General features: G+C 72.6%; 11 protein-coding genes. 2 read left to right on the plus strand and 9 right to left on the minus strand.

Going from position 1 to position 15680, the window contains the following annotated elements:
- Positions 1-43: 43 nt before the first annotated feature.
- From DB32_RS19855 to DB32_RS19885, 6 genes are all read right to left on the minus strand, one after another.
- Positions 44-418 carry a ComEA family DNA-binding protein gene (locus tag DB32_RS19855; RefSeq protein ID WP_205627063.1) on the minus strand — a complete coding sequence of 125 codons (375 nt, stop codon included), beginning with the start codon at positions 416-418 and terminating at the stop codon, positions 44-46.
- Between the two features lie 40 nt (positions 419-458).
- Entirely contained in the window at positions 459-1682 is a 1224-nt protein-coding gene (locus tag DB32_RS19860; RefSeq protein ID WP_053234174.1) for an aspartate kinase, read from the minus strand.
- Between the two features lie 53 nt (positions 1683-1735).
- Positions 1736-2206 (minus strand): hypothetical protein, encoded by a 471-nt coding sequence (locus tag DB32_RS19865; RefSeq protein WP_053234175.1) that lies wholly within the window; start codon positions 2204-2206, stop codon positions 1736-1738.
- 52 nt (positions 2207-2258) lie between these two features.
- Positions 2259-3329, minus strand: a complete 1071-nt coding sequence (locus DB32_RS19870; RefSeq protein ID WP_169791491.1) for a lysylphosphatidylglycerol synthase transmembrane domain-containing protein — start codon at positions 3327-3329, stop codon at positions 2259-2261.
- Positions 3330-3491: 162 nt separating this feature from the next.
- A complete protein-coding gene (locus DB32_RS19880; protein WP_053234178.1) occupies positions 3492-4217 on the minus strand; it encodes a tyrosine-protein phosphatase in 726 nt (241 codons plus the stop codon).
- Positions 4214-5479 carry a CCA tRNA nucleotidyltransferase gene (locus tag DB32_RS19885; protein ID WP_240481225.1) on the minus strand — a complete coding sequence of 422 codons (1266 nt, stop codon included), beginning with the start codon at positions 5477-5479 and terminating at the stop codon, positions 4214-4216. Before DB32_RS19885 ends, DB32_RS19880 begins: the two co-directional genes overlap by 4 nt.
- Positions 5480-5576: 97 nt before the next feature.
- Between DB32_RS19885 and DB32_RS19890 the strand changes: the two genes are divergently transcribed.
- On the plus strand, positions 5577-6458 hold the full coding sequence (locus DB32_RS19890) for a hypothetical protein (protein ID WP_157069205.1): 882 nt from the start codon (positions 5577-5579) through the stop codon (positions 6456-6458).
- 44 nt (positions 6459-6502) lie between these two features.
- Here DB32_RS19890 and DB32_RS19895 read toward each other — a convergent pair whose 3' ends face one another.
- From DB32_RS19895 to DB32_RS19910, 3 genes are all read right to left on the minus strand, one after another.
- The gene (locus DB32_RS19895) at positions 6503-9154 is read right to left on the minus strand and encodes an ATP-binding protein (protein WP_053234184.1); all 2652 of its coding nucleotides are present in this window, start codon (positions 9152-9154) and stop codon (positions 6503-6505) included.
- Between the two features lie 43 nt (positions 9155-9197).
- Positions 9198-9881: a hypothetical protein gene (locus DB32_RS19900; protein WP_157069206.1), complete on the minus strand. Its 684-nt coding sequence runs from the start codon at positions 9879-9881 to the stop codon at positions 9198-9200.
- A gap of 417 nt (positions 9882-10298) precedes the next feature.
- Positions 10299-12083, minus strand: coding sequence for a hypothetical protein (locus tag DB32_RS19910; RefSeq protein ID WP_053234190.1), 1785 nt, complete (start codon positions 12081-12083; stop codon positions 10299-10301).
- 239 nt (positions 12084-12322) lie between these two features.
- Here DB32_RS19910 and DB32_RS19915 point away from each other — a divergent pair, with 239 nt between their 5' ends.
- The gene (locus DB32_RS19915) at positions 12323-15472 is read left to right on the plus strand and encodes an MXAN_5808 family serine peptidase (RefSeq protein WP_053234192.1); all 3150 of its coding nucleotides are present in this window, start codon (positions 12323-12325) and stop codon (positions 15470-15472) included.
- The last annotated feature ends 208 nt before the right edge of the window (positions 15473-15680 follow it).

A 15680-nucleotide genomic window follows, 5' to 3' on the forward strand; every position in this document is an offset into this window, starting at 1 on the left:
GGTCTACGCTCGGCGCCGGGAGCGCGCAAGCGAGCGCGGCGCGTCATTCGGGCGACGACGTCGGGTCGCCGACCCGCACCAGCGCGCGGAGACGCTCGATCGTCGCCGGGCCGATCCCACGTACGCGATCGAGATCCTCGACGCTCGCGAACGGGCCGTTCACCTCGCGATCCTCGACGATCCGACGCGCGAGCGCGGGGCCGATCCGCGGGAGCGCCTGCAGCGCGTCGGCGTCGGCCACGTTCAGATCGAGCGGGCCCGCCTCGCGCGTCTCCTCGGGCTCGGGCGCGAGCTCGATGGCGGCGACCGGAGGGCGCGCGGAGCGATGCCGCGCGGCGAGCACACCCAGCGCGACCGCGACGAGCAGGACGCCGAGCGCGGCGATCGGAGACGACGTGGGACGACGAGCGGTCGACACGCGGGGCGCCATCGAGCGCGCCCCACGCATCGTTGCGGGCTCAGTCGCCGAGCCCGAACCCGTCGTGCAGCGCGCGCACCGCGAGCTCGTGGTACTTCGAGTGGATCAGGCACGAGACCTTGATCTCGCTCGTGCTGATCGCCTGGATGTTGATCCCCTCGTCCGCGAGGATGCGGAACATCTTCGCCGCGACGCCCGCGTGCGAGCGCATGCCGAGGCCGACGATCGACACCTTCACCACGTCGCCGTCGACGTCGATGCCCTGCGACTCGAAGAGCTTCTTCGCGATCTCGCGCGCCTTGTCGACGTCGCCCTTGGGCACCGTGAACGTCATGTCCGTGGTGCCCTTGTTCGTCCCCGCGGTCGCGCTCGGGTTCTGGATGATCATGTCGACCGAGATGCGCGCGTCCGCGAGCGCCTCGAAGAGCGACGCGGCGCGGCCCGGCTGATCGGGCACGTCGCGGATCGTCACCTTCGCCTCGTTCTTGTCGCTCGTCACACCCGCGACGACGACCGACTCCAGCGAGGCCTCCTCGCCGACGACCCACGTGCCGGGGGCGTCCGAGAAGCTCGAGCGTACGTGCACCGGGACCGCGTACTTCATCGCCAGCTCCACCGATCGGATCTGCAGGACCTTCGCGCCGAGAGAGGCCAGCTCGAGCATCTCCTCGTAGCTGATCCGCCCGACCTTCTTCGCGTTCTTGCAGACGTTGGGGTCCGCCGTGTAGACGCCCTCGACGTCCGTGTAGATCTCGCACGCGACGCCCTGTCCGAGCGCCGCCGCGATCGCGACCGCCGTGGTATCCGAGCCGCCGCGGCCGAGCGTCGTGACGTTGCCCGCGTCGTCGACGCCCTGGAACCCCGCGACGATCGGCACGCGACCATCGCGGATCGTCCCGAGCAGCACGTCGGCGTCGAGGCCCTTGATGCGCGCCTTCGTGAACCCGCTGTCGGTGCGCAGCCGGACCTGGTGCCCGAGGAACGAGCGCGCCGGCACGCCGATCGACTCGAGCGCGATCGCGAGCAGCGCGACCGACACCTGCTCGCCCGTCGCGACCAGCGCGTCGAGCTCGCGCTCGTTCGGGTGCTTGGTGATCTGCGCGCCGAGCGCGAGCAGGCGATTCGTCTCGCCCGACATCGCGCTCGCGACGACCACGACCTCGTCGCCGGCCGCACGGGCACGAGCGACACGCTGGGCGACGTTCTTGATCCGCTCGATCGAGCCGACGCTGGTGCCGCCGAACTTCTGGACGATCAGGGCCACGGGGCGCGAAGAGTACGCGCGTTCTCCGATGCGTCAACGCATTATGCGCAAAGTCACTGAGAAGGCGTTTCGCCCGGCGGATCGCTGGGCTCGGCGGGGTCTTCGGGGGGGCGCTCGCGCTCCGATCTCACCGGGCGCGCGAGCCGCGGAGGCTCTCCGAAGTCCTCGCGGAGCTTCCGCGACAGACGGTCGAGGAGCATGCGCTCGACCCACGACGGCATCGAGGGAATCTGCACGACCGCCCTCACCCGCTCGATGCCGTCACTGCCCGTCGTGCGCACGAGCTCGATGCTCCCCGCGTGCGTTCGCCCCGCGTCGGCGTAGTCGAACATCACGTAGCCGATCTCTTCGTCGCGATCGGTGATCGGACAGCCGAGATCGACGCGCACGAGGCGCACCGACGCCTGCCAGACCTGCGCCCACGCGTACGCGTAGTCGGTCTGCACGCGCGCTCGTGCGATGCGCGGCGCTGCGAGGACCGCGAGCGCTGCGGGCACGCCCGCGAGGAACGAACGACGACGCATCACGAGCTCGTCCGTTACACGAGCCGGCGCGACGCTCGCAACTTTCCGACGGTCAGGCGCGCGCGCTGAGCAGATCCGAGAACCGCAGCCGCAGCGCGTAGAGCGGGAGCACGCCGGTCAGCGTCATCACGAGCGCCTGGGTCACGTACATCAGGAACACGTAGACCGCGCCCTCCGCGCCGACGATCGACTCCGCGAAGAAGAGCTTCAGCGCCACCGAGATCGCGAGCTGGAAGTTCCCGAAGAGCCCCGGGCCCGCCGGCAGCAGGATCCCGATCGCGAGGATCCCCATGACCGCGACCGCGTGCCCGAAGCCCATGTCGAGCCCGCAGCCCCAGCCGAGCAGCCACATGCCGAGCGCGTTCACGAACCAGTACACGAGCGTCTCGATCACGAACCCGGCCGCGAGGCTCGGCACCGCGATCGAGCGCACTCCGTCGGCCACGCTCGCGACCTTCTCCGCGACCTTCGACGCGAGCCGCTTGCTCACGAGGCCGAACGTCCAGTCGACGAGCCGCACCGCGAGCGCGCGCTGCCACAGGAAGAGCACGAGCCCGACCATCGCGGCCGCGAACACGCTCACCGCGAGCCCGCCGTAATACGGAAGGCTGCGCGCGATCGGATCGTCGACGTCGCGATGCGGCAGCGCGACGAGCGCCCACACCACGCAGAGGCTCGTCACGAGCCCGTCGATCACGCGCTCCACCGCGACGGTCCCGAAGCCCGCGGAGATCGGCACACCCTGGCGGATCTTCGTGAGCGCGGGGCGCGCCATCTCGCCGAGCCGGAGCGGCAGCGCGAAGATCGCGAAGAAGCCGATCCAGTTGAGCACGATCGTCTCGCGGAACGGCACGTTCTTCACGGGCGCGATCAGGAAGCGCCAGCGGCTCGCGCGGAAGAAGTGCGTCACGAGCAGCAGCGCGACGTACGCGGGCAGCGTCAACCACCGCACCCGGGCGAACGCGTCGGCGGGCGGGATCAGCGGCATGCCGCCCCGCTCGAGCAGCCACACGAAGAGACCCGCGAGCGCGAGCGAGATGCCGAGCTTCGGCAGCACGCGACGCGCGAAGGAGGGCTCCGACGTCGGACCAGTGGCGGGCGCCGGCGGCAGGGAAGCGGTCACGGGGGTGGGCGCGCTCGAAGCGCTCTCGGTCGTCGCGGTCGAAGACATCCGGAGAAGACGGGGAGTGATACTCGGGGGGGCGGATCCGGTCGAGTGGGTGTCCCGCGCGTCGGGATCGATGCTCCAGCGTGGCCGAACGGCTCGCGCGCCGTCGTCCAATCGTCAGGGCTCGTACGAGCCGTCGAGGATCGCGCGCGGATGAGATCCGAGCAGGAGCTCGGCTTCTTCGGCGCCGACGAGCGCGCGAAGGCGCTCCACCGCGCGCTCGACGATCGCGACGTCGTCGGGGCGATGGGTGTCGGTGCACGCCGCGTCGTACGCGCCCTCCTCGAGCATGCGCTCCGCCGCGCGCCGCGGGCGCTCGCCGTAGCGCCCGACCAGCGACATCACGTCGAGCAGCGTGAGCGCGCCGACGTCGAGCAGCGGGTCGAGCGGATCGGTCTCGCGGAAGAGCGCGGCGTACCGCTCCGGGTGCGCGATCACCGGGCGCACGCCGCGCACCTGCATGTCGAAGAGCCGGCGCTCCACGTTGCGCGGCCACGCGTCGTAGTGGAACTCGATCAGCGCGGCGCGCTCGCCGGGGTACGGCAGCGCCTCGCCGCGCACGAAGAGATCCCAGAAGACGTCGTCGCAGTAGTGCTCCGCGGAGAGCGCGAGCTCGGGCATGCGCGCCGCGCCCGCGACGATGTCCTTCATCTCCTCGAACGCGCGGCGCAGACCGGGCGCGCGGTTCTCGAACATCGCGGTGCGGATGTGCGGCGTCGCGACGACCTTCGACCAGCCGAGATCCCGCAGCCCGGCGAGCATCCGGAGCCCTTCGTCGGCGGTCCGCGCTCCGTCGTCGATGCCCGGCAGGTAGTGGCAGTGGAGATCGACCCAGCCGCTCACGCGAGCTCCTTCGCGACCTCGGGCACCAGCGCGAGCAGTCGCTCGCGCGTGTTGAACGACGGGTCCTCCACCACGCGCGCCAGCAGCGCCGCGAGGATGCGCCCGACGTGGCGACCGGGGCCGCTGCCGAGCGCGCTCATCACGTCCTTCCCGCCGATCGCGAGATCCCCCGCGACCAGCGGCACGTTCGCCTCGAGCTGCGCGCGCGCCCGCGCCCAGAGCGCATCGACGAGCGCCGTCGGCGCGCCCCGCGCGATGCGATCGGCGCGCTCGATCTCGAGCAGCGCGTCCACGTGCGCCTTCGTCGCGCGCTGCACGAAGCGCCGCACGTCCGCGTCGCTCCACGCCTCCGCGCCCTCCACGCCGCGCGCCCGCAGCAGGTGCGCGGCGAGCTCGCGCACCTCGTTCGAGAACCGGAAGGCGCGCATCCACGCGTCGTGATCGCCCGGCGCGTCCCAGAGCAGCGCCGCGACGCGCAGCGCGACCGCGCGGGGCGTGGCGTCGACGCGGCGCAGCGTGCGCGCGAACGCCTCGTCGTCGAGCGCGGCGATCGCGGGCCCGCTGATCGCGAGCATCCCGGTGCGGCGCATCACGTCGAACGCGCGCGACGGCGCGCGCGCCTTCGTCAGCGCCTTCACCCACTCGTCGTGCACGCGCTCCGGGCTCACCTTGCGGAACGTCTCGAGCGTCGGCGGGATCGCCGCCTCGGTCGCGGGATCGAGCGTGAACTCGAGCGTCGCGACGAAGCGCGCCGCGCGCAGCACGCGCAGTCCGTCCTCGCCGAACCGCTCGCGCGGATCGCGCACCGCGCGCACCACGCGATGCTGGAGGTCGTGCACGCCACACCACGGATCGACGATCTCTCCGTGGCGCGGATCGAACGCGATCGCGTTCACCGTGAAGTCGCGCCGCGCGAGATCCTCCTCGATGTCCGACACGAAGTGCACGCTGTCGGGCCGGCGCCCGTCGGTGTACGCGCCCTCCCCCCGCAGCGTCGTGACCTCGTAGTGCCCGCCGCGGTGGAGCACGGTCACCGTGCCGTGCGCGATCCCGGTGGGCACCGTGCGCCGGAACACGCGCATCACGTCCTCGGGCGTCGCGTCGGTCGCGAGATCCCAGTCGGAGACCCGCTCGCCCATGAGGAGATCGCGGATGCATCCCCCGACGACCCACGCACGGTAGCCGCTGCGCGCGAGGCGCTCGCAGAGATCGATCACGGCCTCGGGGATCGCGTCGGGAGGGATCGCAGGCGCGGCGGACACAGGGGCGACGGTGTAGCGCATCTCGTGCGCGTCGGGAGGCCGGCGGAGCGTGCGTTTCCACGGCGCGCGCGCGACCGTCCTCGTTATGCTCCGCGCGATGCAACCCAGTCGTTCTTCGTCGCTCACCCGCTCGGTCCTGTCCCTCTCGCTCGTCGCGACCCTCGGCGCCTGCGGCTCCGAGGAGCCCGCCGCGCCCGAGCTCGACACCGCGGGCGTGGTGCGCGGCGGTGAGGGCCTCCTCGCGACCGCGCTCGTCTTCGACGTCGTCGACGCGCTCGGCGAGCTCGGCACGCTCGTCCCGACGAGCGCGGTCGAGACGGTCGCCGGGAACATCCACGGCAGCGCGCTGCGCGTGGTGTCGACCTGCGGGACCGTCACGCTCGACGGCACCACCGTGTCCGCGACCATCCAGGGCCAAGGCTGCGAGCTCCCGCCGCCCGAGGATCCCGAGGCGCCCCCGCCGGTCTGGATCGCGCCCGGCGGCGCGACCGCGGGCTCGATGGAGATCGTCGCGTCGCGCGACGGCGAGGACCTCGTCCTGACGCTCACGCTCGACGATCTCCTCGTCCACGACCGCACGCTCGACGGCACCACGACGCTGCGCACCGCCGACGGCTTCGAGTGGAACGTCGCGCTCGACCTCGACGTGACCGGCGGCGCCGAGGCCGTGCACGTGTCGAGCGACGCGACGCTCAGCCCGACCACGACGTCGCGCACCATCGACGGCGCGATCACCGTCGAGGGCACCACCGTCACCACGACCTACGACGCGCGCGAGGTCGAGTGGGCGCGCGACGCGTGTTACCCCGACAACGGCGCGCTCTGGTTCGACGACGTCGCGGAGCGCGAGACGCGCGTCACGTTCGACGACGAGAGCGCGACGAGCGGCGTCGTCACCGTGTCGTTCCCCGCGACCGTCGAGATGCCCGACCCGGTCGACATGAGCGCGACGCTGCCGGTCTACGGCGAGTGCCCGTGAGCCCACCACGACGGCTCGCGCCCCTCGAGGCGCGAGCCGTCGCGTCACCCTGCGAGCACGGTCCCGGGCGACGTCTCTTCCCCCTCGAGCGGCGGCAGCGCGTCGTCGCTCCCGCTCGCCGCGAGCCGCTCCTGGATCTCGACCGCGCGCGTGCGAAGACGTCGCGCCTCGTGGGCGCGCACCGGATCGTTCTTCGCGTCGGGATCGCTCTCGAGGAACGCCGCGAACGCCTCGCAGCTCCGCGCCAGCTCGACCTCGTTGCCGAGCTCCTCGAAGATCCGCACCGACTGCTCGAACGCGTGCTTCGCGCGCTGGTGCTCGCCGCCACCGAACGAGCCCGCCGCCGCGATCTCGCCCGCCGTGCGCAGCGCGACGCCGAGGAACGGCTTGCTCCGCGTCTTCTCGAAGAGCGCCACCGAGCGCGCGATGAAGTCACGCGCCGTCGTGATGTCGTGCACCAGCATGTGCGCCTTCGCGAGGCCGCGGAGGATCTCCGCCTCGAGGATGCGATCCCCGAGCGTGCTCGAGATCGCCTCCGCCTTCTGCAGCACCGCGATCGCGTCCTCGGGCTGCTCCTGGCGGTACGCGTTCTCGCCGAGGTTCGTCAGGATCACCGCCTGACGCATGCGATCGCCGACGCTCGTCGCGTACTCGAGCGCCTCGCGCCAGAGCTCGTTCGCGCGCGCGTGATCGCCGTTGTCCTGGTGGATCGTCGCGATGTTGTTCAGCGTCTGCGACATGCCCGGCAGGTCGCCGATCTCGCGGCGGATGAGCAGCGCCTCCTGGAACGCCTCCTGCGCCTCCTCGAAGCGCCCGCTGTCCTGGTAGACGAGCCCGAGGTTGTTCAGCGAGAGCGCGATCGATCTCGCATCACCGAGCTCGCGGCGGATCTCGAGCGAGCGCCGCATGAAGCGCTCCGCGGGCTCGTAGGCGCCGCGCATCCAGTGCACCTTGCCGACGTCGTCGAGCGAGCTCGCCACGCCGCGCGAGTCGTTGGCCGCGTCGAAGAGCGCGTGCCCGGTGCCGAGGTGGCGCATCGCCTCCTCGAGCTGACCGATCGCGCGGTACACGCGCCCGATCCGGTTGTGCGCCGCGCCGCCCTTGCTCTTGAAGTCGAGGCGCCACGCGATCTCGAGCATCTTGCGGAAGCTCGCGATCGCCTCCTCGTTGCGACCCGCGAGCTGCAGGACGTCGCCCTGGTGGTGGTACGCCTCGAGGCGCCCCACGACGTCTTCTTCGCCGAGAAGCTCGAGACCGCGCGCGTAGTAGTCGGCAGCCTTCGCGTTCGCGTAGCGCGCGCGCGCCCGATCCCCTGCCGCGAGGAAGTACTCCGCCGCCTTCCGCGGCGCGCCGCCGCGCTCGTAGTGCGTCGCGAGCATCTCGCAGTGCTCCTCGACACGATCCGCCTGCGCGCCCTCGAAGAGGCGCAGCTCGAGCCACTCCGCGAACTCGCGGTGGTAGCGGCGCAGCTGCGACGCGCTGGTCAGGCGATACAGCGTCTCGCGCTCGAGGTTGTGCTTGAACGCGAGCTCCTCGGGCTCGCTGCCGATCGACGAGTCCGGCAGCGCGAGCACGTAGTCGCGCTCCGCGAGCCCCGCGAGCAGATCGCGGTAGTGCGCCCCGAGATCCTCGGCGCCGCCCCAGAGCTCCGGCGCCTTCTTGCCGAGGCGCCCCAGCGCGACCAGCGCGCCGAGCCAGAACACGCCGCCCATCACCGCCGCCATCTCCAGCAGCGCGCGCTCCGCCGGCGTGAGCGACGCGATGCGCGCCGCGATCGCGTCGTCGACCGAGAGCGGCAGCTGCGCGTCGTCGAGCCGATCGAGGTCGACGTCCCAGCGCCCGCCCGCGCGCGGGATCAGCGTCCCGCTCGCGACGTACGTGCGGAGCATCTGCTCGAGCAGGTACGGATTGCCGCCCGCCATGTCGACCGCGGCGTCGACCAGCTCCTCCGGCGGATCGCCGGTCGGCTCGAGCAGGTGCAGCATCATCTGCGCGGCGTCGTCGGGCTTGAGCGGCGCGAGCTCGAGCTTCGTGTGGCTCTCGGCCCACTCGGGGCGCCGCGTGAGCAGCTCGGGGCGCGCGCTCACGATCATCAGCACCGGCGCGTCGTGCATCGACTCGAGCAGCGTGCGCACCAGCTCGAGGCTGTCGTCGTTCGAGAGGTGCAGATCCTCGAACACCAGCACCAGCGGCGAGACCGCGGCGTCGACCTCCACGAAGCGCCGCAGCACCGCGCGACCGATGCGCGCGAACTGCTCGGGGTCGTCCTCGAACGCCTTGGTGAACGGCGACTCGGGCCACGTGAGATCGAGGAACGCGCCGAGGAAGTGGAGGAACTCGGTGACTCGCTTGTCGCCGAGGATCTCCGTCACCGCGGCGCGCACCGCCTCGCGCTGCACGTCGGGATCGGCGCCCTCGACGATGCCGAAGCGCGCGCGGAGGATGCGCTGCACGACGCCGTACGCCGGCCCGCTCTCGCGCGCCGCGCCGCGGAAGGTGCGCACGCGGCGCTCGCGCGCGCGCACCTTCGCGAGGAACTCGTCGAGCAGGCGTGTCTTCCCGACGCCGGCGCCGCCGATGATCGTGATCGCCTGTGGACGACCCGTGCCGAGCGCACGCGCGAGGGCCTCGTCGAGCTCGGCGAGCTCGGCCTCGCGGCCGACGAGAGGCGCGCGGATCGCGATGGGCGTGGACATGGCCGGCGAGTATACCGAACCCGATCCACGCCCATCGCGCGCGTCACGCCGCGGGCGCGTCGGGCTCGTCGTCGTCGGCCTCGCTGCGCGGCGCGGTCACCTCGTCGAAGAACACGTCCTGGCGCTGGCGATCCCGCGGGAACAGCTCGCGCACGGCGCCCGCGACCGCCGCGTAGGTGTCGAGGAACGACTCCTTCGCGTCGTCGCGCAGCGCGCGCGCGTCGGACGACGCGGCGAGCGCGTCGCGGCGGTTCAGCAGCGCGCGATCGTAGTCGGCGCGCACCGCCTCGATGCGCGCGCGCTGCGCCTCGCGATCGCGCCACGCGGTCGCCGACGCGATGCGCCCCTCGAGCGTGCGCAGCGCCGCGACCTCGGTCGCGCCGACCGGCTTCACGATCGGCTGGATGCCCGCCGGGAACACCGCGCCGGCGGCGCCGGCCTCCTCGGCGATGCGCTTGACGCTGCGCACGACGGTGTCGGCGTGCAGGTCGATCAGCTTCACCTCGACGCGCGGCGCGATCAGCGCGAGCACCGCGGCGTGGTAGGCGGCCTGGCGCGTCGTCAGCGCGTCGGTGGCCTCGGCGAGGGTGGCCGCGAGCGACTCGAGCCGCGCCGCGACGTCCGGCGTGGGCGCGAACAACGTCGCGTAGCGGCGCAGGGCGGACTGCGCGAACGTGCTCAGGGACACGCAGCGCTGCACGGGTGTGGAGCGAACGGGGATCTGCATGACGGAGGGCCCTCCTTCCGGCCCGGCGTGATCGCGCACCAACCGAGCGCCCCGGTCAACTTCGCGCGGCGAAAAGGCCCTCCGTCGTCCGATCGTGGCCCCGGACGGGTGGCGGCAGCGGAAATCGGGTCTCGATCACGGCCCCGGACGCGTGTCCGGAGGGTCGATCGAGATCCGTGGAAGGCCCCCGCCGCGCGTCGCGAGGCGTGATCGGATCCTGTGGAGCGCTGCCGCCGGGCGTCCGGTCCCGTGCTCGGAACGCGATCGCGGCGCCCGCCACGCGTCGAGGGGCGTGATCGAGCGGCGATCGCCCTCACCGCCGCGCGTCGGGGGCCACGATCGGGACGCGATCGCCGGTCGCGCCACACGTCCGGGGCCGCCACGGAGATACGGCGCGCGGTCGCCCCGCGCGGCGGATCACAGCCCCGGGAGGCGCGCGAAGCCGACGTCGGCGAGCTCGAGCACCAGCAGGTCGCCGAGCTGGGGATCCCGCGCGGTCACGAGCACGCGCTCGCCCTCCGCGACGACCGTCGGCGGGCCGCAGAGCCCCTCGCCCACGCCGCCCGACGGCCCCGCCCAGCACGGCGCGGGCACCTCGGGCGCGCCGATCACGTCGCCGCGCACCCGCGCGACGCGGACCTGCGGGCGCTGCGCGTTGCCGGTCCACGCGACGAGCGTCGTGCCGCCGCCGTGCGCCGCGTCCATCTGGCTCGCGCCCTCGGCGACCACCTGCGGCTCGCCGCATCCCTCGGTCGTGCACGCCCAGCGCAGCACGCGACGGCGGCGATCGATCGCGAGCAGGTCCGCTCCCTCGTCGTGACAGGCGATGCGCACCGCGTCGTCCTCGCGCGACGCGCCGAGCACCGGCTCGCGCAGCGCCTGGGTGATCGGCGCGAGCGCGCGCGCGCCGTCGAGCACGACGACGCCGTCGGGCATCGCGACCGCCGTCCACGCGCCGCATCGCGCGAGCGCGACCTGGCGCGGCGCGGGTCGTTCCTCGCCCTCGCCGGGCAGCGGGACCTCCATCGCGGGCTCGATCCCCGCGCCCGCGATCCACAGCGCGCCCGCATCGCGCCACGCGCGCACCACGCCGCCCGGCACGAGCAGCGCGTCGATCGCATCGTCGAGCGCGACGCGCTCGCTCGCGACGATCGGCGTCACCTGGTCCTCGCTCGCCGGCTCGGGCGCGTCGGGATCGAGCACGAAGCGGCGCATCTCGCGCCCTTCCCCGCCCTCCCCCACCGCGATGACGCGCACCACGCCGCCCGGCTCCACGCGCACCGCACGATCGATGCGTCCCGCGGGATGCGCCGCGACCCACCAGCGCGGCGTCGGCTCGCTCACGTCGCGCATGGGCGCGATGCCGAGGAGGCGCGCGGCGCAGTGCTGCGCGTCGGTCGCGCACGTCGTCTCGCTGGTGATCCAGAGCAGGAAGCCGCTCTCGGGACCGAGCGTGATCCCGCGGACCGCGGGGGGACGGCGGACCTGGGTGAAGTCGACGCGCCCGTCGCGCACCGCGGCCTCGGAGACGCTGCGACCGTCGCTGGTGATCGCCCGGAGGCCGCCGGGCTCGGGGCGCACCTGGGTGACGCCGCTCGCGGCGGTGCGCGTCGGGATGCGCGAGGGCGCGACGATGGTGGGATCGGCGTCGAGCGCGATCGCCGGCGCGTTCGGATCGACGGTGACGTCCGACGCGGTGAAGAGGTTCGCGAGCGCGGAGCGCAGCTGGGTGAGCGCGCGCAGCGGGCGCTCGGGCACCGCGCCGACGCCGCCCTCCTCGGTGCGCGCGCGCTGGAGCGCGACGAGCTCGGCCTCGGCCTGATCGATGGCGCGCCGCAGATCCTCCTCGGCCTGCTTGGGCGAGGGGAAGAGGAAGATGACGGGCTCGGGACGCATCGCGCGCAGCTCGGCGATGCAGGGCTCCGGCCACGACGCGTCGGCGCGGGCGACGCGCGCCGCGAACGCCTCGCGATCGCCGGGCGGCAGCGCGAGGCCGGGCTCGTCGACGGCGCGCCCGCCGTACATGCACTGCGCGAGCGCGGCGTAGTGCGCGCCGGCGTCGGTCGCGCGCAGCTTGCCGCGCACGTAGGGGATCCCGAGCAACATCAGCGCGAGCGTCGCGTTGAGGCCCGCCGCGATCCAACCGGGGCGTCGTCCCGGCCGGAACGCGCGGGCGACCTCTTCCTCACCGTCGTCGCTCACACGCCTCCATCGCCCGGGTCCATCTCGCCCGAGGGGAACTTCCGGACAGCGTCACGCGTCTCCAGGTTCCGCTCTCCCGCTCCGGACCGAGCCGTTCCAATTCGCGAGCGCGCCCCGGGCTCCGCACCCACTGTCACGAAGCCTCCCCGGAAATCCAGCAGCTTGGCCGCGCTCGGGCGCGACACCTATACTCCAAACCCACGCTTCGAGCCGGAGCGCGAGTCCGAGACGACAACCGAATGAACGACCAGCGCAAGCCCCTGTGGCAGTCCCCTCAGGCACGAGCACGACTGGCGGGGGCGAGCCTCGCGGCCCTGGCGATCGGCGCCGCGGTCGGGCTCACCTACGTCTGGCCGCATCGCAACGGGCTCGATCTCGACATCGACAGCTCGGCGCGCGCCCAGGAGGTGCGCAGCCGCGAGCCCTACGACCTCACCCAGCTGACGGTCATGAACCGGGTGATCCTCCAGGTGAAGGATCATTACGTCGACCCGGAGCGCGTGAGCCCGCAGCGGATGCTGCTCGGGGGCCTGAACGCGGTGCAGCAGACGGTCGCCCCGGTGCTCGTGCACTACGAGGACGGCGGGAACGAGGTCGGGGTCACGGTGTACGGCGCGTCGCGCAATTTCCGCGTCGACGACGTCACGAGCCCGTGGGCGCTCAGCTACCGCTGGCGCGAGATCTTCGGGTTCCTGCAGGCGAACCTGCGCGACGAGGACGTCGAGCTCCGCGACATCGAGTATGCCGCGATCAACGGCATGCTCCGCACGCTCGACCCGCACTCGGTGCTGCTCGATCCCGAGACGTACACCGAGATGCAGATGAGCACGCGAGGCGAGTTCGGCGGCCTCGGCATCGTCATCTCGATCCGCGACGGACAGCTCACGATCATCCGTCCGATGCCCGAGACGCCCGCGTCGCGCGCGGGGCTGAACCGCATGGACCGCATCGTGCGCATCGGCGAGGAGAGCACGCTGAACATGCCGCTCGAGGACGCGGTGTCGCGCCTGCGCGGCCCGCCGGGCTCGAACGTGCAGGTGTGGGTGACGCGCGAGGGACAGGGCGGCTGGAGCACGCCGCGCCCGTTCACGCTGACGCGCGCGGTGATCCACATCGAGTCGGTCGAGTCGCGGATGCTCGAGGGGAACATCGGGTACATCTCGATCAACTCGTTCCAGGGCAACACGTTCGAGGACATGACGCGCGCGCTGGCGCAGCTGCACGCGCAGGGGATGCGCGGCCTGGTGCTCGACCTGCGCGACGATCCGGGCGGTCTGCTCGATCAGGCGGTGCGCGTCGCGGACGCGTTCCTCGACAACGGGATCATCGTCACGACGAGCTCGAGCGATCCGTCGCAGCGCGACGAGCGCAGCGCGCGTCGTGAGGGCACCGAGCCCGAGTACCCGATGATCGTGCTGGTCAACGGCGGCTCGGCGAGCGCGAGCGAGATCGTCGCGGGCGCGCTGAAGAACCACGATCGCGCGCTGGTCGTCGGACAGCGGACGTTCGGCAAGGGCAGCGTGCAGGTCCTCTACAACTACGACGACGGCTCGGCGCTCAAGCTGACCATCGCGCAGTACCTCACGCCGGGCGACGTCTCGATCCAGGGCGTCGGCATCGTGCCCGACATCGCGATCGATCCGATGACGGTCGACCGCACCGATCTCGATCTCGAGGTCGACCAGGGCTACGTGCGCGAGGCGGACCTCGACCAGCACCTGACGAACACGAGCGCGCGCGACGGCGAGGAGTCGGCCGTGGTGATGCGCTACTACCTGCCGGTCGAGACGCGCGAGCGTCTGCGCGAAGCGCGCCCCGAGGACCAGGAGGAGAACGAGCAGGAGGACGAGTTCCTGCTCCGCTTCGCGCGCGAGGTGCTGGTGCACTCGACGCGTGAAGGCGCGCCCCGCCGCGGCAACCGCCGCCAGATGATCGAGGACGCGACGCCGGTGATCGAGCGCCTGCGCGGGCAGGAGCTGTCGACCGCGGCGCGCGAGCTCGAGCGCCTGGGCGTGAACTGGGACGAGGGCACGGATCAGGGCGCGAGCCCGGTCCAGGTCGAGGTCACGACCAACGCGCCGGAGAACCGCATCACGGCGGGCGAGAACCTCGAGCTGCGCGTGCGCGTGACCAACACCGGCAGCGCGCCGCTGTACCGCCTGCGCGCGCAGACCCGCAGCGACTTCGCGCTGTTCAACCACCGCGAGCTGGTCTTCGGTCGCCTCGATCCGGGCCAGACGCGCGAGTGGTCGACGACGCTCGGCATCTGCACGACCGAGAACGAGCGCCGCACCTGCGTGGTGCCGCGCGAGGTTCCGGATCGCGCGGACGGCATCCGCGTGGAGTTCTCGGAAGCGCACGGCCACGCGCCGCCGAGCACCGAGATCCGCACGCAGATCCGCGCGCTGCCGCGCCCGCAGTTCGCGTATCAGGTGCAGGTCGCGGACGACGTGCGCGGCAACGGCGACGGCCTGGTGCAGCGCGGCGAGACGGCGAGCGTGTACCTCCGCGTGCGCAACACCGGTCAGGGCCGCACCTACGAGACCCAGGCGAACCTGCAGAGCCGCGCCGGTCAGGGCGTGCTGCTCCACGCGGGACGCTTCGAGCTCGAGAGCATCCCGCCGGGCGAGGAGCGCCTCATCCACTTCACGTTCGAGGTGCTGCCCGACTTCGAGCGCGACAGCGTTCGGCTCGAGGCGCGCGTCGCGGACGTGAGCCTGCGCGAGCTGATGGTCGAGCGCGTCGACGTGCCGATCGCGCCGAGCGGCGCGGCGCCGACGCCGCGTCGCGGTCGCGTGACGCTGCGCGACGGTGCGGCGGTGCGCGAGCGTCCGGCGGCGGACTCGCAGACGCTGGCGCGCGTCGAAGGCGGCGCGGCGTCGCTGCCGGCGCAGGCGGAGCTCTCGGGCTTCGTGCGCGTCGATCTCGGCGAGGGGCGCCCCGGCTGGGTCGCGTCGTCGGACGTGACGACCGATCGCGCGGCGTCGGGCGCGCGCGTGACGCCGCTGATGGACCACATGCCGCCGCGCATCGACGTCGAGGGTGTCGCGGGCATGCTCACGACCACCGCGGACCGCGTGCCGATCCGCGCGATCGTGCGCGACGATCTGCAGGTGCGTGACGCCTACGTCTTCGTGGGCACGCGCAAGGTCTTCTACGTCTCGAACCGCGACGCGACCGACCCGCGCGAGGTGCGCTTCGACACCGAGGTGCCGCTGCGTCCGGGCGTGAACGTCGTGATCGTCGTGGCGCGCGAGAACGACGAGGTGCTGTCGCGGCGGACGTTCATCGTGCGGCGCGACGCGCCGGACGGGACGCTCATGGAGACGCCGCGCACGGGCGACGACTGGTTCCACCTCGGCATCGAGGGCGAGGAAGGCGAGGAGTAGCGCCCTCCCCCGCCGACCGTTCGGTCACCCTTCAGGAGGCCGGAGCATCCGAGAGGGCGCTCCGGCCTTCTCGCGTCCGTCCAGATCCGGGCCTAGATCGCGATGGCGGGGCCCCGATCGGCAGGGGCCTCACCGCTCCCGGACGTTTTCTCGGAGTTTCATTCGCCCTCATACGATTTGGCACGGCGCGCGCTGCACACGTTCTTTA

This window comes from Sandaracinus amylolyticus (genome assembly GCF_000737325.1).
Lineage (GTDB): Bacteria > Myxococcota_A > Polyangia > Polyangiales > Sandaracinaceae > Sandaracinus > Sandaracinus amylolyticus.